This is a genomic window from Neptuniibacter sp. 1_MG-2023 (assembly GCF_030547185.1).
GTDB lineage: Bacteria > Pseudomonadota > Gammaproteobacteria > Pseudomonadales > Balneatricaceae > Neptuniibacter.
On sequence record NZ_JAUOQR010000001.1, the window covers coordinates 12886 to 39074 of the forward strand.

At 41.2% G+C, this 26189-nt stretch carries 25 protein-coding genes; 8 read left to right on the forward strand and 17 right to left on the reverse strand.

What is annotated here, in order from left to right; genetic code table 11:
• Nucleotides 1–43: 43 nt before the first annotated feature.
• Together Q4492_RS00055 and Q4492_RS00060 are read right to left on the reverse strand one after the other, a co-directional pair.
• On the reverse strand, nucleotides 44–1837 hold the full coding sequence (locus Q4492_RS00055; protein ID WP_303415098.1) for a PQQ-dependent dehydrogenase, methanol/ethanol family: 1794 nt from the start codon (nucleotides 1835–1837) through the stop codon (nucleotides 44–46).
• 74 nt (nucleotides 1838–1911) lie between these two features.
• Complete coding sequence (locus Q4492_RS00060) at nucleotides 1912–2478, reverse strand: ubiquinol-cytochrome c reductase iron-sulfur subunit (protein WP_303415099.1); 567 nt, start codon at nucleotides 2476–2478, stop codon at nucleotides 1912–1914.
• 607 nt (nucleotides 2479–3085) lie between these two features.
• On the opposite strand from Q4492_RS00060, the gene Q4492_RS00065 reads away from it, so the two are divergent.
• The 5 genes from Q4492_RS00065 (at nucleotide 3086) to Q4492_RS00085 (ending at nucleotide 9735) form a co-directional block, all read left to right on the forward strand.
• Nucleotides 3086–4036 (forward strand): hypothetical protein, encoded by a 951-nt coding sequence (locus tag Q4492_RS00065; protein ID WP_303415100.1) that lies wholly within the window; start codon nucleotides 3086–3088, stop codon nucleotides 4034–4036.
• A gap of 63 nt (nucleotides 4037–4099) precedes the next feature.
• Entirely contained in the window at nucleotides 4100–4591 is a 492-nt protein-coding gene (locus tag Q4492_RS00070) for a hypothetical protein (protein WP_303415101.1), read from the forward strand.
• Nucleotides 4592–4616: 25 nt separating this feature from the next.
• Nucleotides 4617–5498, forward strand: a complete 882-nt coding sequence (locus tag Q4492_RS00075) for an SMP-30/gluconolactonase/LRE family protein (RefSeq protein ID WP_303415102.1) — start codon at nucleotides 4617–4619, stop codon at nucleotides 5496–5498.
• 43 nt (nucleotides 5499–5541) lie between these two features.
• Entirely contained in the window at nucleotides 5542–7620 is a 2079-nt protein-coding gene (locus tag Q4492_RS00080; protein WP_303415104.1) for a 4Fe-4S binding protein, read from the forward strand.
• 909 nt (nucleotides 7621–8529) lie between these two features.
• Nucleotides 8530–9735 carry a porin gene (locus tag Q4492_RS00085; protein WP_303415105.1) on the forward strand — a complete coding sequence of 402 codons (1206 nt, stop codon included), beginning with the start codon at nucleotides 8530–8532 and terminating at the stop codon, nucleotides 9733–9735.
• Between the two features lie 837 nt (nucleotides 9736–10572).
• On the opposite strand, the gene Q4492_RS00090 is transcribed toward Q4492_RS00085, so the two are convergent.
• The 11 genes from Q4492_RS00090 to ylqF form a co-directional block, all read right to left on the reverse strand.
• Entirely contained in the window at nucleotides 10573–12153 is a 1581-nt protein-coding gene (locus Q4492_RS00090) for a GMC family oxidoreductase (protein ID WP_303415107.1), read from the reverse strand.
• A 17-nt stretch (nucleotides 12154–12170) separates the two neighbouring features.
• Nucleotides 12171–12749: a gluconate 2-dehydrogenase subunit 3 family protein gene (locus Q4492_RS00095; protein WP_303415108.1), complete on the reverse strand. Its 579-nt coding sequence runs from the start codon at nucleotides 12747–12749 to the stop codon at nucleotides 12171–12173.
• A gap of 50 nt (nucleotides 12750–12799) precedes the next feature.
• Complete coding sequence (locus tag Q4492_RS00100) at nucleotides 12800–13576, reverse strand: lipoate--protein ligase family protein (RefSeq protein ID WP_303415109.1); 777 nt, start codon at nucleotides 13574–13576, stop codon at nucleotides 12800–12802.
• Nucleotides 13569–14252 carry a 2-oxo acid dehydrogenase subunit E2 gene (locus tag Q4492_RS00105; RefSeq protein ID WP_303415111.1) on the reverse strand — a complete coding sequence of 228 codons (684 nt, stop codon included), beginning with the start codon at nucleotides 14250–14252 and terminating at the stop codon, nucleotides 13569–13571. The genes Q4492_RS00100 and Q4492_RS00105 overlap by 8 nt, the downstream gene beginning before the upstream one ends.
• A gap of 16 nt (nucleotides 14253–14268) precedes the next feature.
• The gene (locus Q4492_RS00110; protein ID WP_303415112.1) at nucleotides 14269–14499 is read right to left on the reverse strand and encodes a biotin/lipoyl-containing protein; all 231 of its coding nucleotides are present in this window, start codon (nucleotides 14497–14499) and stop codon (nucleotides 14269–14271) included.
• Nucleotides 14500–14502: 3 nt separating this feature from the next.
• Nucleotides 14503–15525, reverse strand: coding sequence for an alpha-ketoacid dehydrogenase subunit beta (locus Q4492_RS00115; RefSeq protein ID WP_303415113.1), 1023 nt, complete (start codon nucleotides 15523–15525; stop codon nucleotides 14503–14505).
• Between the two features lie 50 nt (nucleotides 15526–15575).
• Nucleotides 15576–16562 carry a thiamine pyrophosphate-dependent dehydrogenase E1 component subunit alpha gene (locus Q4492_RS00120; protein ID WP_303415114.1) on the reverse strand — a complete coding sequence of 329 codons (987 nt, stop codon included), beginning with the start codon at nucleotides 16560–16562 and terminating at the stop codon, nucleotides 15576–15578.
• A 450-nt stretch (nucleotides 16563–17012) separates the two neighbouring features.
• Nucleotides 17013–18203, reverse strand: coding sequence for an NAD(P)/FAD-dependent oxidoreductase (locus tag Q4492_RS00125; protein ID WP_303415713.1), 1191 nt, complete (start codon nucleotides 18201–18203; stop codon nucleotides 17013–17015).
• 74 nt (nucleotides 18204–18277) lie between these two features.
• A complete protein-coding gene (locus Q4492_RS00130) occupies nucleotides 18278–18520 on the reverse strand; it encodes a CDGSH iron-sulfur domain-containing protein (protein WP_303415116.1) in 243 nt (80 codons plus the stop codon).
• Between the two features lie 179 nt (nucleotides 18521–18699).
• Complete coding sequence (locus Q4492_RS00135) at nucleotides 18700–18957, reverse strand: hypothetical protein (RefSeq protein ID WP_303415117.1); 258 nt, start codon at nucleotides 18955–18957, stop codon at nucleotides 18700–18702.
• Nucleotides 18958–19866 (reverse strand): ribosome biogenesis GTPase YlqF, encoded by a 909-nt coding sequence (gene ylqF, locus Q4492_RS00140; protein ID WP_303415118.1) that lies wholly within the window; start codon nucleotides 19864–19866, stop codon nucleotides 18958–18960.
• Between the two features lie 164 nt (nucleotides 19867–20030).
• On the opposite strand from ylqF, the gene Q4492_RS00145 reads away from it, so the two are divergent.
• The 3 genes from Q4492_RS00145 to Q4492_RS00155 all read left to right on the forward strand — a co-directional run bounded on the left by Q4492_RS00145 (nucleotide 20031) and on the right by Q4492_RS00155 (nucleotide 22613).
• Nucleotides 20031–21248, forward strand: coding sequence for an EAL and HDOD domain-containing protein (locus tag Q4492_RS00145; protein WP_303415119.1), 1218 nt, complete (start codon nucleotides 20031–20033; stop codon nucleotides 21246–21248).
• Nucleotides 21249–21425: 177 nt separating this feature from the next.
• Nucleotides 21426–22040, forward strand: coding sequence for a DUF2889 domain-containing protein (locus tag Q4492_RS00150; protein ID WP_303415120.1), 615 nt, complete (start codon nucleotides 21426–21428; stop codon nucleotides 22038–22040).
• Between the two features lie 27 nt (nucleotides 22041–22067).
• Nucleotides 22068–22613 carry a hydrolase gene (locus Q4492_RS00155; RefSeq protein ID WP_303415122.1) on the forward strand — a complete coding sequence of 182 codons (546 nt, stop codon included), beginning with the start codon at nucleotides 22068–22070 and terminating at the stop codon, nucleotides 22611–22613.
• A 43-nt stretch (nucleotides 22614–22656) separates the two neighbouring features.
• Here Q4492_RS00155 and Q4492_RS00160 read toward each other — a convergent pair whose 3' ends face one another.
• The 4 genes from Q4492_RS00160 to Q4492_RS00175 form a co-directional block, all read right to left on the reverse strand.
• A complete protein-coding gene (locus Q4492_RS00160; RefSeq protein WP_303415123.1) occupies nucleotides 22657–23148 on the reverse strand; it encodes a DUF1499 domain-containing protein in 492 nt (163 codons plus the stop codon).
• Between the two features lie 197 nt (nucleotides 23149–23345).
• Entirely contained in the window at nucleotides 23346–23627 is a 282-nt protein-coding gene (locus Q4492_RS00165) for a peptidylprolyl isomerase (protein WP_067868391.1), read from the reverse strand.
• A gap of 180 nt (nucleotides 23628–23807) precedes the next feature.
• On the reverse strand, nucleotides 23808–24482 hold the full coding sequence (gene bluB, locus Q4492_RS00170; protein WP_303415127.1) for a 5,6-dimethylbenzimidazole synthase: 675 nt from the start codon (nucleotides 24480–24482) through the stop codon (nucleotides 23808–23810).
• A 206-nt stretch (nucleotides 24483–24688) separates the two neighbouring features.
• Nucleotides 24689–26122 carry an aspartate kinase gene (locus tag Q4492_RS00175; protein ID WP_303415129.1) on the reverse strand — a complete coding sequence of 478 codons (1434 nt, stop codon included), beginning with the start codon at nucleotides 26120–26122 and terminating at the stop codon, nucleotides 24689–24691.
• Nucleotides 26123–26189: the final 67 nt, after the last annotated feature.

The following is a 26189-nucleotide window of genomic DNA, read 5'->3' on the forward strand; positions in this document are numbered from 1 at the left end:
GGAAAGTAGAACTACTAACCTGACTCTAGGATGGATTTACTGCTTATTTAGCTGCAGCTTCCATCAGTTTGTCTGCATTTTTCTTAAGAGCGAATACATGTAGAACACCGCCCTGTGGAACTGCAGTTGTATGATCCATTACAGCATCAAATGCACCCTGCATACGCTGAGCATCTACGCCCCAACCAGCCTGAACACCGATAAACTGAGTACCATTTACACTCCAGCTAGAAGGAACCGCTGTGATACCTGAGTTAGCACGGTACTGCCAAAGTTTCTTACCAGTACGCGCATCAAGTGCACGGAACATACGGTCATTAGAACCACCAGAGAACAACAAGTTACCGCCAGTAGTTAGCAACGGACCCCAGTTCATCTCTTTCATATTGAACTGCCATACCTTCTTACCTTTCTTAAGATCCCAAGCCTGAATTTCGCCAATATGATCGTTTTTAGCAGCATCAGTCAAACGGATGTTAGTAAGAATGTCAGAGATAGGTACACCAATATACAACTCACCAGACTTACGAGGTGCTAGTTTTACACCGCCCATTTCAGAACAAAGGTTCTCATGTGCTGGGATGTAGAAAAGACCTGTTTTAGGGTTGTATGCTTCTGGCGGCCAATCTTTACCGCCCCAAAGAGATGGGCAGAAAGTAACAGTTTTACCTGTACCTGGCGTATGTGCAGGGTCATATGTTGGACGACCCGTTTTAGGATCTATACTCTTAAATACGTTTTGCTTAACGAATGGTTCAGCATCTACGAAACCAATAGATCCATCTTTATGACGCTCAAGCGTCCAAAGGTAACCATTACGACCCGCATGTACGAGGCCTTTAATGTTTTTGCCTTTGTGCTTGTAATCAATAATTACAGGCGGAGATACTTCATCCCAATCCCATGCATCATTGTGATGGTATTGGTGGTAACCTTTCATCTTACCTGTTGCAACATCAATTGCTACTACAGAGTTAGCATATAGGTTATCGCCTGGACGAGTATCTGGCATCCAAGGGCCACCATTACCCGTACCATAGAACGCTACACCCATGTCAGCGTCATAAGTACCTGCGATCCATACAGATGCGCCACCGGTTTTCCAAGCATCGCCTTTCCACGTATCACTACCTGGCTCGCCTGGTGCTGGAATTGTATGGGTTTTCCATTCAATTTTACCAGTTTCAGCATCAACTGCTGTGATATGGCCACGAATACCATATTCACCACCAGAAACACCTACCATAACTTTGCCTTTCGCAATAAGCGGAGACAATGTCATATAGTAACCGTCCTGCCAATCAGCAACACAAGTAACCCAAGATTCCTCACCTGTTTTAGCATCCAAAGCAACTAGACATGCATCTGTTGCAGCCAGGTATACTTTATCGCCATACAAGCCTACACCACGGTTTGTTGGGTGTAATTGGAAAAGCTCTTCAGGAATCTCTTTCTTATAACGCCAAAGCTCATCACCTGTTTCTGCATTAAGCGCAATAACCTGGTTGTTTGGCGTAGAGATAAACATCACCCCGTCATTGACGATAGGTGGTGCCTGGTGACCTTCTAGCTCACCTGTAGAATATGACCATACTGGTACAAGGTCAGAAACGTTATCAGCATTAATCTGATCTAGTGGACTATACGTCCAACCTTCATAAGTACCACGCCATTGAAGCCAGTTTTCTGGCTCTGGATTTTGTAGCCTAGCTTCAGTAACTGGGCTGTAGTTTGTTAATGGGTTTGACTTAGCAGCGGTTGCACCGCCTACTGCAAATGCAGCAGGTGTAACAGCCAATGCTACGGCAAGTATCCCAAACTGTTTAGCTAATGACATATAGCTCACTCCTGGTTGTTTTTATTTGTCTTCTTAGGAAACCCCCAAACGGGGAATAGAGACTCTGTTTAAACTTACTTCTTGTAACCTGGTTTACGGGTAAATGGTTCTTTGACGATGATAAAATCGTCCTTAATCTCAATCGGCAGCATTGCTAAGCGTCTTGTTGCAGGACCGTTAGTTACTTTGCCCGCCTCATATGGATTAAATCTGGAATAATGACAGAAGCAGAAGAATTCCTTTTTATCTTCAATGTACGAATTCACATCACACCCTTGATGGGTACAAATAGCCGAATAGGCAACAACACCATCAGCTGAATTCTTTTTAGTATCTTCATCCATAAGTTCAGGATTAAGACGCATTACCATGACCTTATTAAATCGGGAACCACTGCGGATAACGCCAGTAACAGGGTCCTGAGGGAACGCCATAATCTGCTGTACTTCTAATTTCAATTCAGATGCAGAAATCACACGAGCATTACCATGACCATCTTCAACAACAAGCTGATCCCCTGGTTTTGGCCTCATACTTTCTGGTTTTTTGGAAGCTGCTTCAGCGTGACTACTAGACAATCCCTCAGTAGCACCAACAGCTGCGATACATGCACAAGATTTTAAAAATGATCTACGTTCCACGATTTATCTCACCGTTTAGTTATCTTTATATTTGTAAGTCGTAAAATTCACTTAAAGAAGTTTGAGACTTGTTGTGCCTGAATCTGCAAAGGGTGCGCCAAAAAAAACCAAAAGACAGAAATAATTTTATATCTATTTGATTTTTAATGATTATTTTTTTTATTTTCCATTAAGAAAACTGAAAGACAAAAACTAGGCATCAATTTTTATTTGGTAGAAAAAAGACAACTGTCCACAACAAACGTTGCATAAATGCGACACAAGATAAACCTAAGAAAACAAGCAGTTAACAACCTGACGCGCAAAAATAAACAAGGAAAAAGAAAGGGATGCGACACTCAATCTGCAACAAAAAATAACAAAAGCCCAAATAGAGCAATAAATGCAACACATGTCGCTAAACTGATGACACCTGTGGCTTTTCAACAACAAAGAGACTTTCGGCCCAGCCCCCTAGACAACAGCTTATGAATTACCCTCCCCACATAAATTCAGCTATTACAATGCATTCAGCGACCTTTGAATTGGAACCAGTGATTAGTTTTGGGCTGTGGCATATCTTTTGCGTTATGAGGTAAAACTAAAAAAGATAATAAGGAACAATGCCGTGAATCGTGCCACTTTAATTAAACTTATGCTAATACCTGCTCTCTCCTTAGCTTTCACCAATAGTCAGGCCGCCACAGAAACTCTCTGGAAAGATGGTACTGACTATATAGGAATCAGTTCTCAAAAAACGGGGGGGAACGCTACCCATCCCTATCAATTAGATGCTCAAAAAGTCGCTAGAATTCTTAGCCAACTTGAAATTCAAGAGAAAGAACAAACAGGCCTAACCTCAATTATCTCCTCTAGCTCGACTAATAAAAAACGACGTATTTTCACAGATAAAGAGATTGATATTCTCGCCCAAGGCATAAGTGATGCGTTAAAAAAAGCATCTAAAGATGAAGCTATTACATTTTCTATGTCGGACTTCAGAAGTATCTATTTTGGTGATAAACGTTTATCTACCAGCGGAACCGCCTTTGTTCGAGGTGATGCACTGAACCTACTTTTTGGTGAAATTCATGTTGACCTGCACAAAAAATATATACGTTCAGGTGAAGGCGTAAGTAACAGCCGTTTTGCTTCAAATGTTGAACTCTCTCACTTCAAGCTTTCAACAGGCGATATAACGGAAGAAACAGATCACGCATGGAAACTAAAAAGCTTTCCTGGAGCAACCATGGTTAATAATCGTAATGACTGGTTAAGTGTGAACCTAGATCATAAATACGATTACCAGCAGCCTCATAATCCAACGGAAGTTATACAAAATAAATACCTATCTGAAAATCAGAAAAACAAACAAGATGAGAAAGAACTAGCCATAGAAGAACGTCTACAGCGCTTAGAGAAAGCAACACAAGAAGCCTCTGTTGCAACAACGCCCTCTTCTCCCAATGAAAACTCCGTAGAAGCTCGACTCAAAAAAGTTAAATCACTTTACGAGCAAGGCGTTATTCCAGAAAGCGTTTACCTGAATAAGATGAATGCCATCATCAACGAACTTTAAAGATATTTTTACAAACACTTTCGTTTTAGCTCGCGCTAATAAAAACAATAAAAAGGATAACTAATGAATAAGCTCTTATCCATTTTTTGCTGTGGAATAACCCTTCTTTGCTCTGTAGCGAACGCAGATACAACGCAAAAACAGGAAGAAATGACGCAAAATTCTCCTTTACTGATCAAATTTCAGAAAGCAATTTTTGCTGAGATGATCCGTACTCATGGAAATGAGATTCACGCAGAACCGACACTAAACTGGTGCGGTTTAAATGAATTAGCAGATGAACTGAAACTATCCGACACCGGTTTAAAACGTGCCATATATGATTCATTTGTGGTTTCCGGCACTCAAAATGTACAAGCAACCGAAGTCGCTCGTCAGATGAATGATGATGACTGGAAGCTATATCGCTTTGCAATGTTAAGCGACATTGAACGCTACAAAGCGGGCATAGCCCAAGGTCTTGCTCTTGCGTTACCAACACCTGAATCCAAAAAAGCATTTTGTAGCTTAGCTGAAAAACAAGCACTTAAAGCGGCACAAACAATTTCTCACTAATTTCTTACTTAGATGGAGCCTGAAAATGATTAAAAAGATAACAGCAAGCTTATTACTCACATTAGTAGTGCCACTAAGTAACCCGGTATCTGCCGAAGAACTTACTTTAACTCAGCAATGGCAAACAAAAACGGAGCTAAAACAACCAGAATCCGTTATCTATGACATTATGCGACGTTCATTATACGTTTCTAACATCAATGGTGAGCCAAGCGGCAAAGATGGCAAAGGCTTTATTTCACTCATCGCTAATGATGGAAAGATTGAAAAGTTAAAATGGGTCGACGGTCTAAATGCGCCAAAAGGTATGGCTATCTTTGGCAAAAACTTATTTGTCGCAGACATTAACGAACTCCTCGTCATTGACGTAGAAACCGCTAAAGTGACCAAACGCTTCGCACTGGATGGCGAGCACTTCCTTAACGATGTAGCTATAGATAGAAGCGGTGTCATTTATGTGACCGATACATCCACTAATCGTATCTATCGCCTTTACCGCGGTAAATTAGAGATCTGGTTAGAAGATGAGAAGCTCGAGAATCCAAATGGTCTTTATATAGACAATGAGCATTTAATTGTAGGTAGCTGGGGCAAACCTACTGATGGTTGGAAAACTGATGTACCTGGCCACCTACTTGTCATTTCATTAAAAGATAAGAGCATCGTCGACTTTGGTAATGGCTCACCTATAGGCAATCTAGACGGTTTAGCTAAACAAGATGATCACACATTCCTTATAACCGATTGGATGCAAGGAAAATTAATGCAAGCCTCTGATGACGGCAAGGTTAAAACCTTACTCGAGTTAGGACAAGGTACTGCTGACATACTTTATCTACGTAGCAAAAAGTTATTACTTATTCCTCATATGATGGAAGGCAAGCTAATCGCTTATACCACTAAATAAGCTAAACCAAAGCTTGCTACAGAGATAACCAAAAGGTGCGATGATGAATTTTTTATGTGATGTGTTGTTTAAAGTCAGTCGATTCATATTAATTTGCTCAAGCCTTTTGGTTAGCTCTTACATTTATGCGGTTGAGATGCCATTAACATCTGAACTACAACAGTTATTCCCCAATGCCAGTCATATAGAGCAGGAAGACAAAGATTTAAGTATTATTCCTGTTTACCGCTTCGCTGATATTGTTGGTTACGCCTTCCAAACCGCTGAGATATTTCCTGTCCGCGGATATGGCGGGAAACCTATTGATATTATGATCGGTCTCTCCCCTGAAGGTCGCTACATGGGGTTTGTGGTCATCGACCACTATGAACCTATTTTTATGAAAGGTGATGGCCCGCAACGATTAGTAAATTACATGCAGCAACTGATCGACGTCCCTGCATCTAATAACATTTATATACGTGGTGATAATCAAAAAAATCTAACCGGCAGTGGAAAAAGTACTTACATTGACGGTATCACTAGTGCAACAGTAACGACTAACGCGATTAACAAAACGATTACTAAAGCTGCACGCGCCGTTGCACAAGCGAAAGAACTTGCCGGCTACGCCTCCCAATCACACTATATTCCTAAAATGGACCACTTTGAAAAGCTCAACTTATCCCAACTTGTTGAGAGAGGATTAGTTAAGCACTGGCCTATTTATAAACAACAGATCAATGCAGCAATCAGCGATAAGCAATTAGGTTATCCCAGCCAACCGGTTTCAGTAGATAACCAGCTTCCTATTGCCGAACTTTATGCCGCCTACTTTAGCCACCCTCTCGTGGCTAAAAACCTACTGTCTGACTCCCGCTATCAAGACTGGTTAAAATATAAAACTGAAGGTGATCAGTACTTTTTACTCTTTAGCAAAGGCTTGTGGAAACAGCAACCGTTTTCCAATTTCCTCGGTTTAAAACAGCGAAATACTGAAGTTATCCGTAAAAAAGTCACTGACTTTAACATAGGACTACCGGGGTCCGATTGGGATGAGATTACCCTTTACAGAGTTCCACCTGTCGCCACCTTTGATCCACTCGCTCGAACAAAAATGATATTCAAAACAAATCCGGGCATTAACTTATATGACGACTTTCAACTACCTGCCGAGGATTTCACTGCTGAGCTAAATAAAGAAGCTAACGAATTAGAGCTGTGGCAAGAGCTTTGGCAGCAAAGACAAAATGAGATAGCCCTGTTACTGCTAAGCTTAGTTATCTTGTCGATTCTATTTTTAAATCAACACTTTGCGGTACTTAACCCAAAGATTTTTCACAAAATACGTTTAGGTTTCTTAGCCTTCACTATTATCTTTATAGGTTATTACGCCCAGGGACAGCTCAGTATTGTCAACATACTCACAGTACAGCACTTATGGATTGAAGGTATATCGTTAACCTCCTTTTTATTAGACCCTATCGTCTCAATCTTATGGTGCTACGTATTATTCAGCCTGATTTTGTTTGGTCGAGGGCTCTTTTGTGGTTGGCTATGTCCGTTTGGCGCTATTCAAGAGTTTGCGGGATTACTAGCAAAAAAACTTAAAATTAAGCGCTGGAAGATCAAACCTAAATGGCATAACCAGCTACAAAAGCTTAAATACGTATTGTTGATCGGCATAATTGGAGCCTCATTTTACTCCCTTGCTCTAGGTGAAACCTTAGCTGAACTGGAACCGTTCAAAACCAGTGTTACACTCTACTTCATACGTGAGTGGCAATACGTTATCTACGCTATCATTCTTATTTTGCTCGCGATGAAAGTACATAAATTCTATTGCCGATACCTATGCCCGCTCGGCGCAAGCCTCGCCATATTAGGAGCCTTCCCTATATTTAATTGGCTTACACGTCGAGCTGAGTGCGGATCACCTTGTCAAAACTGCCGAAACAACTGTGAGATTGACGCAATAGATAAGCAAGGAAAGATAGATATGAAAGAATGCGTGCAATGCCTTGAATGTATCGTTATCAATTACAATCCAACACTCTGTGCAATCGAGGTGGCGGATACAAAAAGAAAAAGTAAGCAGTCAAAACAAGCAAGTAATATTATTGCAAGCACGGTAGACGTATAACTAAAAAATGATCGGCACATCGCAATACATACCCTGAAGGGAGACGGGCAGAAAAGATCCCAAATTGCGATATGCCGAACAAAGAGCTTAAGCGACAGCATTCACTAAGCTAGAGTAGAGCGTCATTACTAACATAAGAGTAAATAGCAAGATGGAGACCAAAAAGTTAACTCATTGATATATATAAATAATATTAATTTATTTATTTTTAAAGTTTTGTTTATGCAACATACCGTATCGATCTAATGCGACAAATCGACCAAACAGATCATCGTTAACATATAAATATCATCCAGCATCACAGCGACTATATGCAAAACATATTTCACATCTATAAATACACAATAATATCCAATATAGGAATCTGTATTGGCCAGACCTAAAATGGTTATTTTTTATCTATATAAAGAAAATCAAACAAGATAGTTCTTGTATCAAGCTTAGGACTAACGAAACAATGTGATTCAATTTCTGAAACAAACTGTTTCAATAATCTTTAAAAAGAACTAATAATCTTATTTTTTACTCCATCCAAAAATGTTCTTAAAAAGCATCAATAAATTATTCTCATTGAAAATCTATATCCATTTTTTAAACAACATAACCAATTGATATATAAAAACAAATAAAACTAAAATACTCTCCTGCCTCCAAAAAAACTCTTCGCGCTATCACTTTATAAGCACCTAAACAAAAAACCTTACCTTTCTCAAAAAAACAACATAACCTATTGAAAAACAATGGTTTTTATAAAACAAAAAACCAATACAAAAATCTATTGGCACATAAAATGCTATTTCCCCTATGAATTGATGAAAACCCAATTTCACATTAAAGCGATTAAAAAAGAACTTTGAGTGAAATCCCGTTGATAAATCTAATTATAAAATTCCACTGGGGAGTAATTATATGAACGTTAAGAAGGTATCCCAAGCTCAGCTTGGCGCAGCCAGCCCGATTAAGGCACTAACAGCTGCGATTCTTCTATCCACCACTGCTAGCACTGTATCTGCCGATATCCTAATTGGTGAAACCGATAAAACCCAATTATCGATGTACGGTATTTTAGATATTGGTATTCTTGCTCAAGATAATGTATCCACTAATGGAAGTGAGCGAGTCGATCTAGCAACTAGTGGTCTACGACAAACAGTTTTCGGTTTTAAAGGTAACCGTGAACTAGACAATGACATGAATGCTTTTTTCAACTTAGAAGCTCATTTCGATCTAGATACTGGTAGATTTCACGGTACAGGTGATGCTCCCCTCGCAGCAGGAGATGGTAGCGGAGATATTCTGTTCCGTCGTCAAGCTAATCTAGGTCTTACTGGCGACTGGGGTACAGTTATCGCTGGACGCCAGTACGGGCCGGCTCTTCTTGCTAATCTGGCAACAGAACCGCGCATCTTTAAAGAGCAGTTCTCAAACCTTTATGCTTGGGCATATAGCCAATACTTTTCTACAGTAAATAATGCTAACGCTGGCGGCCGTAACGATAACAATGATGTCGGTATTTTCTTTAATAATGCAATTCAATACCGTAACAACATTAATGGTATTGATTTTGGTGTTATGTACTCTTTTGGTGGGCAGGAAGGTTCGCAAAAAGAGGGCGAAGTTCTAGCCCTTGGTGCTGCATACACAACTGGCCCTCTTTCATTATCTGGCTCCTTTCAGAATATGACGGATCAACAAACAGGTGAAGACGTAGTAACAAGCTGGGCGACCGGTGCCGCTTATAACTTGGGCGATCTTACTTTTAAGATCAACTACATGAATACTGAAAACAATGATCAAAATGGTAACGAGATCCTTGACCTTGATGCGCTAGGTATGGGCATAGATTGGAAATGGGCGGCTAAACATACAGCCACCGTTGCTTACTATATCAATGAAGATAATGCTCCGGTTACTAGTGCAGAAACTAAATCCCTAGTACTGAGTAACGAATATACTATGGGTGAATCTACTATTCTTTACGCTCAGATGGCTTACGTTGACTCTGATGCAGGTATGGGTGTTGTTTCACAATATGCAACCTCTATTGTGGCAACGCCAGCCCCTGTCGGCGAGAAAACAACACTACTCAATATAGGTGTTAATTTCGCATTCTAGACCAACTAGGGATCTACATGGTTAAGCTGATCTCTCACCCCCTTCTGAGAAAATCAATTAACCATAGCCCTATCCAAAAGCTAGCGAGTAAACCTCGCTAGCTTTTCCAATTTTAGAGCCTATGTAAAACAGCTTTGCTCTTCTATTTAAAAGTAAGTAGATCATTAAACATCATTTAGGCTAGGTTAAAAAACTGCTTAACCACAAAGAGTTTTTCAGCTAAATATAGGCCTTATCAGGTTAATCATTATCCTAAACAGTAACCCAATATTAAAACCCTGCCGACATAAATCTAAAACATCGTCTATTAAAACGCTCTCGATATATTCAGTTAACAATAGCAATCTATTTACCTAGCAAACATTGATACAGATTGCTTCTAATTTCTAAGTTTAAAACTAAGTACTAAGTCTTACTTACAGCTATTCTTAGCCCAATAATCAAGCTTGGTTAAATTTGCCCGACAAGTAATAAAAGCAGCCTAACTATAGATCAAGAAAAGTCGGTGTGAAAAATAATGGGAGGGTTATTAGTTTCATATATCTGCCACCAGAATATTGCTTCAGAGCGCTTGTATTAACCTCAGATGCCAAACCAACCACATGCAAACATAACATGCCTCTGGGCTTATGGTAAAAATCAATATGAAGCGATAAGCGATAAGCGATAAGCGATAAGCGATAAGCGATAAGCGATAAGCGATAAGCGATAAGCGATAAGCGATAAGTATCATCGCCTCAATCCAAGGTTAGATTAACACCCGCCTAAATTTTTGGCATAAAAAAGCACGCCTGAAGGCGTGCTAAAGGGTAACAACGTTTTACAAATCCGAACGGGTTAGATCTCTTTACGTTTCATTTGGTCAGCGATGTAATCTGCTTGCCTTATTGCTAAAGCAACAATCGTCAATGTTGGGTTTTCAGTACCACTTGAGGTGAACTGACTACCGTCTGATACAAACAGGTTTTTAATATCGTGAGCTTGTCCCCAGCGGTTAACTACACCATCACGTGCATGCTCACTCATACGGTTTGTACCCATATTATGGCTGGCAGGGTACGGCGGTAAGTTATTCACTTTCAGGGCCCCTACCGCATCAAACAACTCTTTTGAACGATCGTACGCATGATTTCGCATACGCGTATCATTAATATGGTCTGTTTTATAAACAACAGGTACAGGTAAACCATACTGATCTTTTTCAGTTGCATGCAGTGTTATGTTGTTTGACTCTACCGCCATATCCTCACCACAGATCCAAAAACCGGCCATGTTGCCGTAATTAGCAAGGGAATCCGCTAATTCGCGCCCCCAACCCCCTTTGCCAGGATTAAGGAATGCAGACATGAAAGGTAAACCTAAATGCAGAATCTCTAACTCATAGCCAGCAAAGTGCCCACGTGTAGGATCATTATTACTCCATTCATGCACGATACCGGGAACCACCGTACTTTTATACATATGTACAGGCTTTTCAAACTCTGCATAAACACCACCGGTAGTATGCGTCATATAGTTTTGACCCACTTGACCAGAAGAGTTAGCTAAACCATCAGGAAACATAGATGATTCAGAGTTAAGTAGCATACGAGGCGACTCAATGGAGTTACCGGCTACCGCAACAATTCGTGCTTTTTGCAGTTGCTGATTGCCATCTTTATCAGCATATAGAACACCAGTGACTTTACCCGTTTTGTCATGTTCAATACGCAATACCATAGACTGGGGACGCACTTCAACATTACCAGTCGCTTCCGCTTTTGGAATCTCCGTATACATGGTTGACCACTTGGCCCCGATACGACAGCCTTGCATACAGAAACCGTTGACTTGACATGGTGGACGACCATCTCGTACTTCTGTATTGATCGCTAATTTTGCTTGATCACATTTAGCACCGATACGTTTAGCACCTTCAGCAACCACTTTATAATGGCTACTCTTTCCATGGTAAGGCATACCAGTAGCCTCAGTACCACAGACACCCATCTTCTTCTCAGCCTTAACATAGTAAGGTTCCATCTCTTCCAAAGACACCGGCCAGTCCAAAACGTTTGCACCTGGAACTGTGCCATTAGTCGTTTTCATTTTGAACTCATGTTCTTGAAAACGCATAGCGACACCGGCCCAATGCATAGTGGCCCCCCCTACCCCTTTAACGATCCATGCGGGAAGGTTTGGAAAATCTTCAGCAATACGTGCAGGTCCGACCACATAGCGTTTATCCAGCCATGAGATTTTTCCAAACATCTTCCATTCATCGTTTTCGATATCATCCATTTTAAAGCGCTTACCCGCTTCAAGAACAACAGAACGAATACCTTTCTGCGCAAGCTCATTCGCTAACGTACCGCCACCAGCACCAGAACCTATGATTACTACTAAGCTATCATCATTTAAATCAAATTTTGCAGACATACTTATTCTCCCGTGGCTCAAAGCCAATCAACTGCATCATAACCACGGTTGATATAACCGCCTTTTTCCCAAGCAGAACCACCAAAACCAAAAAGCGGCCATATCTCTGGGTTGTTATAGATACCCATCATTAAGGCACCTTTGATCTTCTGGAAGAACGGTGTAGGCTCGAGTATTTTGAGAACAGCAACACGCTCTTGCTCAGTTTCAATCTGGGTGAAACTCACAGCATATTTTTCAACTGAGGTGTTATCTAACAATTTAACGCCATCGGCTAAGAGCTTAAAAAGCTCAGGGTCTTTTTCTGCAGATTCAGCCATTGGAGACATGACTTGCACATAATACTTATCTTCCAACGTATCATGAGGGTAGATATCACGTGCTAGTTTTAATAATGTTTCGTTAGCATCAGCACCAATTTTCTTAGCTGCAAAGCTATTCGGAGAAAACAAACCACCTCCAACAATTACAGCTGATGCACCTAATGCCAATTTTCCCGATTTAGATAAAAACTCTCTTCGATCGGAACAAGGAGTATCAGAAACATCTTGGTCAGATTTTCTAAACGAAAATAATGATTTTTTATTTTTATTCATAATACCTCCAACTCTTTACCTCACAGTAAAAAGAAAAGTTCATTGAACATTTATTTAAAATGCTTTTCAGAAAAGTCATCGATATATTTACCCAATGACAGATCCAAGCTATCAAGCATTTTTATAACGAATGCTTCCCCGCGACGATTAAGTATCTGAGAAAGCGAAATATGTTTATTAGCGATTATGAAAGGTTTCAAATTACAGGTTTTATAAAATGCGTTGGATATATTCCACATAGACGGTAAATCACCATCACATAAAATAACGGCGTGCATCAATAAAGCCATATCACTGCCATCTTCTCTTACTGCAGGATCTGTAATTTTTTTCCACCGCTGAGCAGTACCAACAAGCTTTTGGTCACCAACAACAACATTAAAGTCACCATCACAAAATGCACCATCAATAGATGAACAACTACCTGCTATATTCTGCTCTGCTAACCACAGAATGATTGCTTGGCAGATAACCTGGTAGCTATCTTTAATACTCAATTGACCTTTCTTGCACTTTAAGACGATAGAGAGATTGAGAAACCCTTCATTCTGAGGAGTTAACTCACCACCTGTGCTTCTTACAACGACAGGCCATTCCTGTTCTGCACAAAGCTCACAAGCTTGCTCAAAGTTCTCACGATGGGTTGCGCTTTTTGGCACAACCAGCGCTTGCTTACTTCGCCAAAGCGCATAACCACATTCAATATCCCCCTTAAGGACTTGATCTAATAAACTGTGCTCAAGATCCAATCCAGAAGAGATATGCATAGGCGTAGACACTTTAATCTTAGCGATACGCCTATAATTTGCCGTTACCAAGCTATTCACTTTCAATTTCCTGACAAAGATCAGAAAGGAAATCAGCAGCCGGACCACCATCAATACCACGATGATCAAAGGTTAGTGATAATCCCATCATTCTTTTTTCAGATAACTGCCCATTATCAATCACTAATTCAGTGTAAGTTTCACCTACACCTAAAATAGCCAATTGAGGTAAATTGATGATCGGAGTAAAAAACCTAACGCGGCTTCGACCTATATTAGTGAGTGTGAAGGTACCGCCCGTCATTTCAGATACAGTAAGACCGCCAGTTTTCGCTCTATGTAACGCATCGCGCCGCGCTAAAGCTCTTTCTTTAATATCTTTCTGGTCCGCAGCGAATACAGCGGGAGCCATTAATTTCCCCCCCGGTAATCCAATTGCAAAGCTCAAGTCGATATTACGGTAAACACGAATTTCACCATCTTCTATACGCCCATTCATCGTAGGATGTTTCTTCAGCGCACGAACAAGATAATCGGCTAGCAGATCTTCTATAGAGATATTAATCCCCTGTTCTGCCATTTTTTCTTTACGTAACCACATATTTTCAACTGAGCACACAGCGTGATGGGTCAGCTGAGCCGCCTCATCAAGACTGCGGCGCATATTATTAGCAATCATGCCTCTTAAGCCTTTAAGAGGCGTTATTTTAATTGCATCTGCGTCTGTATCTGTCATCTGGACCTCCTAAAGCCTACCCGATAGTGGCAACTTTCTGGCCTTTCTCAACAACATCATCAGCATCACTAATGAGGCTAAGTTTGCCGGTTGCTGGTGCTAGAAGTTCATACTGAATCTTTTCTACCATTAGCTCAGCAATCACATCGCCTTCACTAACATCACCCCCATCACTTGCTAACCAGGAGGTGATTACTGCTTCAGAGTCTTCTTCCCATAGATCTACTGGAACGATTACATCAGTCATTTTTTATACTTCCTTCATTTTGTTAAAAGCTGCGATAATTTTTTCTGGGCTTGGCAGCGCCCACTGTTCCATAGGCGGTGTAAACGGAATTGGGATATCAGGATAAGCAACACGTTGTGGTGGAGCTTTCAACGGAACACCGGCTTCAACAACCGTTGCGATAATCTCGCCCGTCATGCCATAACTGTGATAATCCTCGTCGACAACAATCAAGCGACCTGTTTTCGTCACTGACTCAATAACCGCTTCACGATCTAGTGGCACTAAAGAGCGCAGATCAAGTACTTCAGCACTGACACCCTGTTCTTCTAAAATTCGTGCGGCTTTTAAGCCATAGTGAACACCAGAAGTAATACCAACAATTGTCACATCAGTACCCGGACGCGTAACAACGGCCTTACCTAACGGCACTTCGTAATCGGCTTCAGGCACATGAACAATGGCATCCTTCTCTGTACCTAACCAACCCATCCCCTGTAGGGCTTTATGGAACATGAAAACAACGGGATTAGGATCTCGGATAGCCGCGATCATCATTCCTTTCGCATCATAAGCGTTGGAAGGAGCCACTACTTTCATACCAGGCAGATGGGCAAACGTTGCATGCACACACTGAGAATGCTGACCCGCATCGGAATACCCTCCCCCTGTGGATGTCATTAACACCATTGGCACAGTGACATTACCACCGGAGAAATAAGTGTTTTTTGCCATCATGTTGTAGATAGCGTCAAAGCACACACCAAAGAAATCGACAAACATCAATTCCACAACAGGCTTCATTCCATCTGATGCTGCACCCACTGCAGCACCGATAAAGGCGGTTTCTGAAATGGGTGTATCACGAACACGTACTGGACCAAACTCTTTATACAATCCACGCGTATTACCAAATACACCGCCGAGCTCACCGATGTCTTCACCCATCACAAATACTTTTTCATCGGTACGCATCTCTTGGGCAATTGCTTCAGCCATTGCACGAGCGATCGTTAACTTACGTTCTTTTTCTTTTACTTGAGTCATCTCTATCTCCTAAACCTTAGTCCTGACCTGAAGGGCTTTCACATATCGCCTTAGACAAACACTTTTTCCATCGCTTCTTCAGGCGCTGGGTACTCGCTATCTCGTGCGAATTTGATCGCCTCATCAACAACCCCATGCGCATCTGCCACTAGCTGTGCATCATCCTCATCTGTCCAGCTATACACTTCAGCCAAACGCTCTTTCATGACCGGAATGGGATCAACCTTCATTAGGGCTTCTTTTTCACCAGCAGGACGATAAGCTTCACCATCACCCATGAAGTGGCCGGCAAGACGAGAGGTTTCAATTTCAATCAGCGTAGGACCTAAACCACTGCGAGCACGATCAACCGCTAGGCCAACCGTTTTGAAAATTGCGATAGGATCATTACCAGGAATAAACTCACCCGGCATACCGTAGGAAGAGGCACGATCGGAGTTACGCTCAATAGCCGTACTTGCTCGTTTAGAGACAGAGATACCCCAAGAGTTATCTTCAATAATAAAAATAACAGGTAACTTCCACACACCCGCCATATTCAGAGCTTCGTGAAAAGCGCCTTGGTTCGCAGCCCCTTCACCTAAGTAAGCAACGGCAATACCGCTTTTCTGCTGCATTACACGTGATAAAGCGGCACCGACCGCAGGACCAACACTTTGACCAATAATGCCTGAGCAAGAGAAATTAACCGCCGGATCAAAAATATGCATATGACCGCCACGACCACCACTTAACCCTGTTGTTTTGCCAAATATCTCAGCAGCCATCCCCTTAAGATCAACACCTTTAGCAATCGCAACATGGTGGGGACGGTGGGTAGAAGTCACTACATCTTCAGCATTTAGATGTGCGCACACACCCACTGCGCAAGGTTCTTGGCCATTAGAAAGATGCATCTCACCGGGAATGGGGCCATTAGCCATGTTGAAAGCTGGAGATTTTCCCTCCATATAGATCTTCTCAATAGCTTCTTCAAAAAAACGGCTAATGAGCATGTGTTTATACATCCATTTTTCTTGTTCTTGGCTAGGTATCATCTCAAGCTCCCAAATATTCAATACTGTTTAACAACGCAATAACATCTACTCTAACCAAGGCAAACGTCATGCCATAAGCATTTAAATGAAATAAGATATTGATTTATAAAGGATAAATTAAATATATAGTGTTAAGAATTGGCTGAAGAAAAGAAGCTGACACAGTTAGTGCGACACTGTGTTCCAAAGGGGTTGGCACACAAAAACGCACATTGTACAAAAGATAAACAAGGTCGTTTAAAGACGACTTAAGACGAGGCTCATTTTATTAAGGCTAGGGATAACAAGTCATAAAAACGACTTAATAACCCTTCCCCATTTATCACTCAAGTAGCGATAAGAACGATTGATGAGTTGAAGTTAATCTATTTTTAATATGATAATTGACCCAGACCATAACAGATCCAAGGCTTATAATGACAAGCGGCATTAACTCAGGATTCAATACACTTAAACCACTTGCCCTGCGGCAAACCCCGAAGCCCATGCCCATTGAAAATTATGCCCCCCTAGATGACCCGTAACATCTAAACACTCTCCAATGAAATAAAGTCCTGGTACTTTTTTCGCTTCCATTGTTTTTTGATTGATCTCATTAGTGTCGATACCACCCAGTGTAACCTCAGCCGTTCTATAGCCTTCTGTACCTGAAGGTTTAATCGTCCAACGACGAAAAGCCTCATTGATCATCTCGAGCTGCTTATTAGAAAACGAGCCCATTACCCCACTTAATTCAAACTTGGCACATAAAATTTGCGCCATACGTTTACTCATTTGTTGAGCCATGATAGTGGTTATTTCCGCCTTTGGACGTGCACTACGCTGCTCTTTTAGCCATTCTAGTAGATCCAATTCAGGAAACAGGTCTAACTCAACATCATCACCGGGATGCCAATAGTTAGAAATTTGTAAAATCGCAGGCCCGCTCAAGCCTCGATGAGTAAACAACATCATCTCAATAAAGCTAGTTTTGATGCCTTTTTTATCAGTCACACTTGCTTGGATTAAATGAGATACGCCAGACAGTTCTTTCAGTATCTCTTTATCTTTTGGCTGCAAAGTAAAAGGTACCAATGAAGCGACGCGCGGCAGTACCTGAAGTGAATACTGCTCGGCCAGATCATATGCAAAGCTGGTCGCGCCACCGTTAGGGATCGACAGCCCACCTGTCGCAATCACAACAGATTCTGCATTTATTTTCCCATTGGACGTTTTTAAAACCCAACCATTAGCGTTTTGCTCTACAGAAGCCACTGTTGTTTCTGTTTTTATCTCAACACCGGCCCATTCGCACTCAGTCAATAACAGCTGAAGAATCTCTTTACTGGACTCATTGCAGAAAAGCTGGCCTAAGGTCTTCTCGTGATACTCAACCCCATGACGATCCACAAGGTCGATAAAATCTTGTGCTTTATAACGACTCAAGGCGGATTTACAAAAATGGGGATTCTGGGAGATGAAATTAGTTGGGGAATTATGCATATTGGTGAAGTTACAGCGTCCACCACCGGACATAAGAATTTTACGACCAACCTTCGCCGTATGCTCTAAAACAAGTACTGATCGCCCCCGATAACCGGCTGTTGCAGCGCACATCAATCCCGATGCACCAGCACCAATAATTACAACATCATACAACAACGCGCTCACCCCTAAATCAACCTAATAAGTGAAGGTTTAAAGCGCGTTAGTTTAGCATAGTGCTAATTCGCAGGTTATTTTTTATGACTACCATCGCAAGTGGGAGCGGTGTTGGTCTTTTTACATAGACATAACCAAACATCCCCCTCAACTTCAGCGGTAAAGATAACTGGATCAATCCCTGTTCCCTGATGGGAACCGTCACAGAAAGGTTGTTTCATTGAACGTCCGCAAGCACACCAAGCATAAGTTTTGCCCGCTTGTAATGCTGTTTTAATCGGTGAATTCCCCGCAGAATGAACAGGTGAATGAGTCATGAGATACTCTCCTTTCTTAATCAGAAGGCATCTTAACGATTACCTAACCGTAGAAGAGCAATGTCCATTGAGCAAATATTGCTGGCTATAGATTTAAAAAAACGCATAGGATTTGAAGGAATACTTCAAACCAATATGCGCTTTAGTGCTATATAACGTTGAGCTATCTAACAGAGAAATTAATCTTCCTGAGCTTTCTCTTTATTCAATTTACGGATCTTATCAGCTAAGCGCGTTTTACGTTGCTCTTGAGCGCTCTCGCCCTCATTCGCTTGCTCTTTTTCCTTTTCATAGACAGACTGATGACGTTTTTTCTTCTCTAAGGCCCTACGGCGGCGACTATCATAGCTCTCCGGATCCGCTAATCGCTCTCTACGACTAGGTCCTGAATCATCAATAAACCCTTTAGCCTTACGACTTTTCTTAATACGTGCCATTTATTTTTTACCTTCACTTTCGGCAGCCAGTGCCTCAGCTTCTATTCGTTCAAGTTCAGCAATGCGACGTTTTTCCGTCCACTCCTCAACCGTTTCAAAACTAATTCGTCCTAACTTACCTGAACGTAGCTCATTAAGAAGCAACGTCGAGGCTTTGTTGCGGTCAACTATACCGCCGGGACGAAGACAGCCCCTTCTACGCCCTATTTCATCTAGTACATCTTCTGCAATAGCAGGCATTTCTTTAAATTTAAATCGCGCGATCAAACGATCGGGATAATCATCCCGAAGAAAGCCCGCTACAAAAATAGCTACATCTTCATGTTCTATCGCTGTATCTTTTATCGCACCACTGGCAGCTAAACGATAACCTGAATCTTTATCTTCAATTTTAGGCCATAAAAAACCCGGTGTATCAGAAAGCGCCATGCCATTTTGTGTTGTAAATCGCTGCTGAGTTTTAGTAACAGCCGGCTCATTTCCAACTTTAGCAATCTTCCTACCTAACAAGGCATTGATTAATGTAGATTTTCCAACATTGGGAATCCCCATAATCATAGCACGTACAGGGCGATCAGAATTAGACCGCGAAGGCACCATCTGCTTACAAATATCGGCGATACGGTTAATTAATTTTTTCTGAGTGTAATCGAGTGCCACCGCCTTAGTTTCTGGCTGATTATTAAAATATTCAAGCCATTCCTGTGTACGTTTTTCATCCGCCAGATCGCTCTTATTCAGTAATTTTAATCTAGGTTTGCCTTTACGAAGCGTATTAACCAACGGATTTTCACTAGATTGTGGCAGCCGTGCATCGATTACCTCAATAATCACATCAACTTCATCCATTACGCTAGCGATCTCTTTCCGAGCTTTATGCATATGCCCCGGAAACCAATTTATACTCATCAACAAACCCTGATAAAATTAAAGTCCCGCATTATACTGTATGGAGTCTTAATTAGCTTAAAAGAAATAAAGAGCAATAATTTTCCCTAAAGATATAATAAGCAGGCTACACTGAATATATAACCTGATCATATTATGCCGATAGATAGGGATGACCTACATTTATGGATCAAATAGAAAACTCACAAGTCTTAATGGCTCGACAGCCTATCTTTGACCGGAATCAAAAAGTTGTTGCTTACGAACTCTTATACCGGACTGAAGATGCTCAGGGACACGCTCTATTCGCAAACTCTGAAGCGACCAGTGAAGTCATTCTTAATGCCTACACCAGTATTTCTGATTCTGGCGAGCTTAAACGGGTACCTGCGTTTATCAATCTTACACGCGACATATTGGTAGAACAGCGCCTTCCCGAAGTATCTAAAAAATATATAGTGCTTGAGATACTTGAAGATATTGAGCCTGATAAAGAAGTACTAAGCGCAGTCCAAAAATTACATTCTGAAGGCTACAGAATAGCTATGGACGATTTTGTCTATAGTCCAAAATATGATGAATTATTAAAACTTGCTCATATAGTCAAAATTGATGTTTATGAGTTAAGTATGGATCAAGTACGCGAACAGGTAAAAGAGCTTAAAAAACATAAAGTTACTTTACTTGCTGAAAAAATCGAAACCCATGAAGAATTAGAAACTTGTATTGAATTAGGTTTTAAGCTTTTCCAAGGGCACTTTTTAAGCAGACCTAAAGTTGTCAAAGGCAAAAAGATACAAGGTAGCCAAGTTGCGCTAATGCAATTAATACAAGAGCTGCAAAGTCCTAAAGCTACACCAGAAAAATTAGAAGAATTGATAATGAGGGACCCAGCATTAACTTATAAGTTGCTGCGCATAGTCAATTCAGCGGGTTATAGCTTAGTGCGTCAAGTTGAGTCCATCGCGGAAGCCATCGTTCTCCTTGGTTTAGAACAAGTTAAAAAATGGGCAACCTTGATCGCAATGTCTTCAAACCAAGATAAACCTGAAGAACTATCAAGAAGCTTGCTTATTCGTGGGAGAATGTGTGAGGAGGTAGCCCGTGCAGCTAAACTAAGTAACTATGGAAGTTACTTTATGGCGGGAATGATGTCTGGTCTACATGCAATGCTCGACATTGAGCGCGAGACAATGCTGGAACAAGTACCTCTTGGCGATGATATAAAAGAAGCGGTTAGTTTAGGTCAAGGTCCTATAGGTGCAGTACTGCGTAATGTTGTGAACTATGAGAATGGTGATTGGGATTTACTGCCACCTGACTTAGATGGCAATATTTACGACAAAGCTTATCGAGCTAGCCTCGAATGGACTCAGGAATCCATGCAAGCAATGTATGAATAGACGGACTTTGTCTATATTTAGATTATCTATTTAAGGCAACAGAGTGTTGCCTTTTTTATTGCCTTTAACCGCACGCCAAAGTTTATAATGTTTTCAACCTGAATAAGTTTTAAAATAACTAAGTAACTTCCTCAACAGTCGTTCAATAGACTGTCAGCCCATAGTGTTTATCTATTTATGCCATTACCTATAGCCTCTGCCCGTTCACTCAAACACACCCGCCGCGTTATTTGTGAAGGTTTTAAACGTGAAGACGGTTTATGGGACATTGAAGCCCATCTCATCGATACAAAAACATTTAGCATGGATTATAAAGACAGGGAAAATGGCATCATTCCTCCTGGTGAGCCTTTGCATGGGATGTCTGTACGTATCACTATCGATATGGATCTCAATATACTAGATGCGGTCGCTTCTATGGATTACACCCCCTTCAGTGGCTGTAAACAGATTACCGAAGCCTATAAGCAACTTATTGGGCTGCAAATAGCACGAGGCTTTACAGGTAAAATAAAATCACTATTTTCTGGGCGCGGGGGATGCACTCACCTGCTTGAACTACTTGGACCTTTAGCAACAACGGCCTTCCAAGCAACTCACCAAGAACGTGAATTAGCAGAAAACTTCTGGCAAGATGGCGACAAAAAGCCACCTATGCTAGATACCTGCCATGCACTTGCGGCGAATGGCCCTGTAGTCAAAGAGTACTGGCCTCATTTTTATGAGCATGATAATAATAAAATAATTCCTACAAACTCAGTCAAAACAACAGAATCAACTGATGAGTTTTAACTAATAACCGTTACATGAGACTTAATTATGCTGATCCATCCAAACAAATCATGTCTATTGATTGTCGATATTCAAGATAAATTAGTCCCAGCAATTAATGAACCAACTGAACTCATCAAAAATACCCGCTGGTTAACCGAGATAGCCGCTAAAGTTAACGTGCCTATTTTAACGTCCGAGCAATACCCTCAAGGCTTAGGACACACAATACCTGAGATTGCGGAACTTATTCCTGAAGAAGGCATAATGGAAAAAGTACACTTTTCCTGCATGTCAGAACCTAGCTGCAATGAAAAAATTAACGCACTACGCCCAAATCAGGTCGTTATTGTTGGTATGGAAGCCCATGTTTGTGTTTTACAAACAGCGATTCAATTAAAGCAGCAAGCAAGAGAAGTCTACGTTGTGGCGGATTGTGTATCATCAAGGGATCCTAAAGACAAAGCGTTAGCATTAGAACGCATGCGTCAGTGCGGTATATATATTGTAAGCCGAGAAATGGTTGCATTTGAATGGATGCAAAAAGCAGGAACAGATACTTTTAGAGAGATCAGTAAAAACTACCTAAGATAGGCTTATACTTAGCCAATCACGTTACACACTAGATTGGCTAATTTTACCGCCCTATACGCTCCTCGAGTAACTCAACGAACCGTTCAACCCGTTTTGTATTAACCCCTAGATCCGAATGCCCAACACGTGAGGCCGAACGGAAGTTAATTTCCCGAGTATCCATATCTATACGCACCTCAAAATCATCAACAAAACCCCATAAGGAGCTAGTAAAAATAGCAGAAATGTAAGTATAAGATTCTAATTGAACGTCTCCGCCAACCTCAGTAACAAGGTTTTTAACCAGAAGGCTTAAAGACTCAATACTATCAACCTGTGCGGGGATCACAAAAGGCGCGACAAAATGATTTTTATCTTCAGGATACTCTGAACAGACACAGTTAGGCTTAGACTCACAAGGTGCCAAACGCCCCTCTACCAAACCGACCGCCCTGCCTTCTTTTGAGGCCATCGACATAAAACCAAAGATCAGTAAAACTGCTATAACTAGGACTGCTGCAATCCATTCCATTTTATAAAGATGCTTCCCTATCATTCCTGTCGATACCACTTTTTACATGTAAAGGGCTTCCCCTGCATATAGGCCTAAGATACCAGCTCCACCCACACAGGTATAACTAATTTAATAAGTGTATTCTTCACAAGAAGGAGCCTAGACAGACTCAGTAGCAATAATTAGATACAAAAAAAGAGCACTAATCACTCAATGCTCTTTTTACAAATGCGGACGACTTAATCGTCTCGGCTAGTTACTTCAAGAAGGTGGTAACCAAACTGAGTTTTAATAGGGCCTTGAACAACACCGACATCACCTGTAAATACAGCTGTATCAAACTCAGGAACCATCTGACCACGGCCAAAAGAGCCTAAATCTCCACCCTCACCACCAGACGGGCATGTAGAGTGTTTTTTTGCGGCTTCAGCAAAGTCAGTACCTGACTCAATTTCAGCTTTAAGCTGGTTACATTTTTCTTCAGTATCGACCAAAATGTGACGTGCAGTTGCGCGAGCCATCATTTAACTCCTATTTTAATATTCAGTTTTGAGAACACTACCTGCCTACCTAAACTTAGTCCAGTCACAACTGTTCTGGAGTTTAAAATAAACCGTTTTAGCCAATAATAGAGATGCACTTTTCCTCTTTACCCATTATTAATGGGTTAACAGACCAGTCAAAAGCAAACAACATAATGTTTACTTAATTCCCCAAGAGCCTGTAAAAATCATATCCTTTAACTGCGTTCGCTTTTCCCACTCAGCCAGCTCAAGCTCAGGTTTTTTTAAAAACTCAGAAACATAACCTACGCATAAGTAAGCTACAGGCACAACGCTATCCGGTAAATTCAAAAGCTCACTAAGGGTTTCTTTTTCTATAATTGAAACCCATCCCACACCCACATTTTCAGCACGCGCAGCCAACCAAAAATTTTGAACGGCGCACACCGTACTATATAGATCCATCTCAACTTGATGAGTTTTACCTAAAACCACAGGTCCACCCCGTTCACGATCACATGTAATACAAACGTTAAGTGGAGTATCAAGGATTCCCTGTAGCTTTAGGCTTTGGTATTTATTACGGCGTTCGCCTTCAAACATCTGTGCCGCTTCATCGTTAGCGGAAACGAAAGCTTCATAAATTTTCTGCCGCTTTTGCGGATCACGAATAAGAATAAAGTTCCAAGGCTGAGATAAACCAACAGAAGGCGCATGGTGAGCCGCATGTAATATATTGGTTAATACATCATCAGGGATCTCATCAGCTAGAAACTGGCCACGGACATCACGACGTCCATATAAAACATCATAAAAATGCTCCCGTGCTTGCGGTGTTATATTCTGCTGCTTCTGATCATTATTGGAAGGCATTAAATCACTCGGTATAAGTTATATAAACTCACAGGATAATAGCTATTAATAATAGAAAACCTATACATTAGGCAAAAAACTTAAGACTACTTCATCTTCAATAAAATAGAAAAACAGGCTTGGGCCTAACGATAAGCTAGATCCAAGCCTGTTAAAATTTCTCAATCGGTTGCAACTACAGTCTAGATTACTTAATCCTAAATAACTTAAGCCGCAGAATTTATTGTAGAGCCACTCTGTTCAATCAATGCCGCATGCAACGCTATCACCGCTTGCTCATAGTCTTCCTCAGAAACCACACATTGCATCTCAACCTGACGAATAGATTGATGTAATGCCATCACATTGATGCCTGCTTCTGCTAATGCACTAACAGTACGAGCCAAAATACCTTTTACTTTCATATGAGAGCCTATAGCAGACACTATAGCCAAATTATGTAAGCGAATCTGACCTTCGGGATACATCTCTTCCATAAGACGTGTGGCACGATTAACCATTTTACGAGAGCCACCTACATAATAGGTAATACTGTTAGCATCGGCATCTTTATTAATCACATAAAGCTTCAGTTGTGAAAGCAGTTTAGATATCTCAATATCATAAGCAGCATCACCCAACATCTCTTGGTCAAATATTTCAATGCCAAAAACATCTTTACGCCCAGCAACAATCTCAACACGAGGTGTATCGCTATGATATTCCTGGCTAATTATTGTCCCTTCATGTTCAGGCTCAAATGCATTTTTAATACGCAATTTTACGCCATTACGGCGTAGACCTTTGGCCGCTTTAGGGTGAATCGCCTCCATACCTAGATTCGATAACTGATCAGCCACATCATAGTTAGTTGCACCTATAGTCATCACATTGTCAGGCCCAACCAACATAGGGTCCGCCGAACTTAGATGATACTCTTTATGAATAATCGCTTCGTTCGCACCAGTTACTGTAGCGATCATACTAAACGTCATCTCACTGTAACCACGATCAAAGGTTTTCATTAACCCTTCTTCGCAATGCGTATAACCTGTCGCTATCAACATTTCACTTGCAATATCAACATCTGAAAACTGCTGCTGAATCATCTCTTCAAAAGGAAGAGGCTGATCCATATGCCAACCGGTGAGATCAACAAAACGTGCATTAATACCTGCTTTTCGCAAGGCAAGTACCGAATTATATGCGCTGTGAGCCTCACCGATTGAGGCCAGCATCTCACGCACTTTCATCAAGTGTTCTTCTAACTGAAAATGCCCATAGGTACACAAGTGATGTAAGCTTTTCATACAATCACGAACATCATTAAGACGCTCGATTACAAAGCTATCAGCGGCATTACGCTCAAACTCTGCATCGGTAAAAAGTTCAGCATTAATCTCTTCCATACGCGCTTGAACTTTATTTAGCTCATCAACCCAAGCTTGTTCAGACTCAGCATTAGCGAACCGTGCATAAACCCCAGGTTCACCTGTTTTTTTATGCTCTAGAAGGTAATTGGTAATCCCTCCATACGCAGACACAACAAAAATTCGGTTATACAGTTCCTCTGGTGCTGTGCGTTTACCCACCAGAATAGTGTCCATCAACTCCTCAAAGCGGCTCATTGAAGTTCCGCCGATCTTCTCAACTGTATGCATCGTTTTTCCGAATATTACTGGTTGGACTTTGGATCTAGCCAAAGAAAAAATTGGGCACAAATTTTAC

Excerpts from the sequence above, each read along its gene's own strand:
- Q4492_RS00055 (WP_303415098.1), bottom strand. The coding sequence starts at position 1,837 with ATGTCATTAGCTAAACAGTTTGGGATACTTGCCGTAGCATTGGCTGTT.
- Q4492_RS00070 (WP_303415101.1), top strand. The coding sequence starts at position 4,100 with ATGAATAAGCTCTTATCCATTTTTTGCTGTGGAATAACCCTTCTTTGC.
- Q4492_RS00075 (WP_303415102.1), top strand. The coding sequence starts at position 4,617 with ATGATTAAAAAGATAACAGCAAGCTTATTACTCACATTAGTAGTGCCA.
- Q4492_RS00080 (WP_303415104.1), top strand. The coding sequence starts at position 5,542 with ATGAATTTTTTATGTGATGTGTTGTTTAAAGTCAGTCGATTCATATTA.
- Q4492_RS00085 (WP_303415105.1), top strand. The coding sequence starts at position 8,530 with ATGAACGTTAAGAAGGTATCCCAAGCTCAGCTTGGCGCAGCCAGCCCG.
- Q4492_RS00090 (WP_303415107.1), bottom strand. The coding sequence starts at position 12,153 with ATGTCTGCAAAATTTGATTTAAATGATGATAGCTTAGTAGTAATCATA.
- Q4492_RS00095 (WP_303415108.1), bottom strand. The coding sequence starts at position 12,749 with ATGAATAAAAATAAAAAATCATTATTTTCGTTTAGAAAATCTGACCAA.
- Q4492_RS00105 (WP_303415111.1), bottom strand. The coding sequence starts at position 14,252 with ATGACAGATACAGACGCAGATGCAATTAAAATAACGCCTCTTAAAGGC.
- Q4492_RS00110 (WP_303415112.1), bottom strand. The coding sequence starts at position 14,499 with ATGACTGATGTAATCGTTCCAGTAGATCTATGGGAAGAAGACTCTGAA.
- Q4492_RS00115 (WP_303415113.1), bottom strand. The coding sequence starts at position 15,525 with ATGACTCAAGTAAAAGAAAAAGAACGTAAGTTAACGATCGCTCGTGCA.
- Q4492_RS00120 (WP_303415114.1), bottom strand. The coding sequence starts at position 16,562 with ATGATACCTAGCCAAGAACAAGAAAAATGGATGTATAAACACATGCTC.
- Q4492_RS00130 (WP_303415116.1), bottom strand. The coding sequence starts at position 18,520 with ATGACTCATTCACCTGTTCATTCTGCGGGGAATTCACCGATTAAAACA.
- Q4492_RS00135 (WP_303415117.1), bottom strand. The coding sequence starts at position 18,957 with ATGGCACGTATTAAGAAAAGTCGTAAGGCTAAAGGGTTTATTGATGAT.
- ylqF (WP_303415118.1), bottom strand. The coding sequence starts at position 19,866 with ATGAGTATAAATTGGTTTCCGGGGCATATGCATAAAGCTCGGAAAGAG.
- Q4492_RS00145 (WP_303415119.1), top strand. The coding sequence starts at position 20,031 with ATGGATCAAATAGAAAACTCACAAGTCTTAATGGCTCGACAGCCTATC.
- Q4492_RS00150 (WP_303415120.1), top strand. The coding sequence starts at position 21,426 with ATGCCATTACCTATAGCCTCTGCCCGTTCACTCAAACACACCCGCCGC.
- Q4492_RS00155 (WP_303415122.1), top strand. The coding sequence starts at position 22,068 with ATGCTGATCCATCCAAACAAATCATGTCTATTGATTGTCGATATTCAA.
- Q4492_RS00160 (WP_303415123.1), bottom strand. The coding sequence starts at position 23,148 with ATGATAGGGAAGCATCTTTATAAAATGGAATGGATTGCAGCAGTCCTA.
- Q4492_RS00165 (WP_067868391.1), bottom strand. The coding sequence starts at position 23,627 with ATGGCTCGCGCAACTGCACGTCACATTTTGGTCGATACTGAAGAAAAA.
- bluB (WP_303415127.1), bottom strand. The coding sequence starts at position 24,482 with ATGCCTTCCAATAATGATCAGAAGCAGCAGAATATAACACCGCAAGCA.
- Q4492_RS00175 (WP_303415129.1), bottom strand. The coding sequence starts at position 26,122 with ATGCATACAGTTGAGAAGATCGGCGGAACTTCAATGAGCCGCTTTGAG.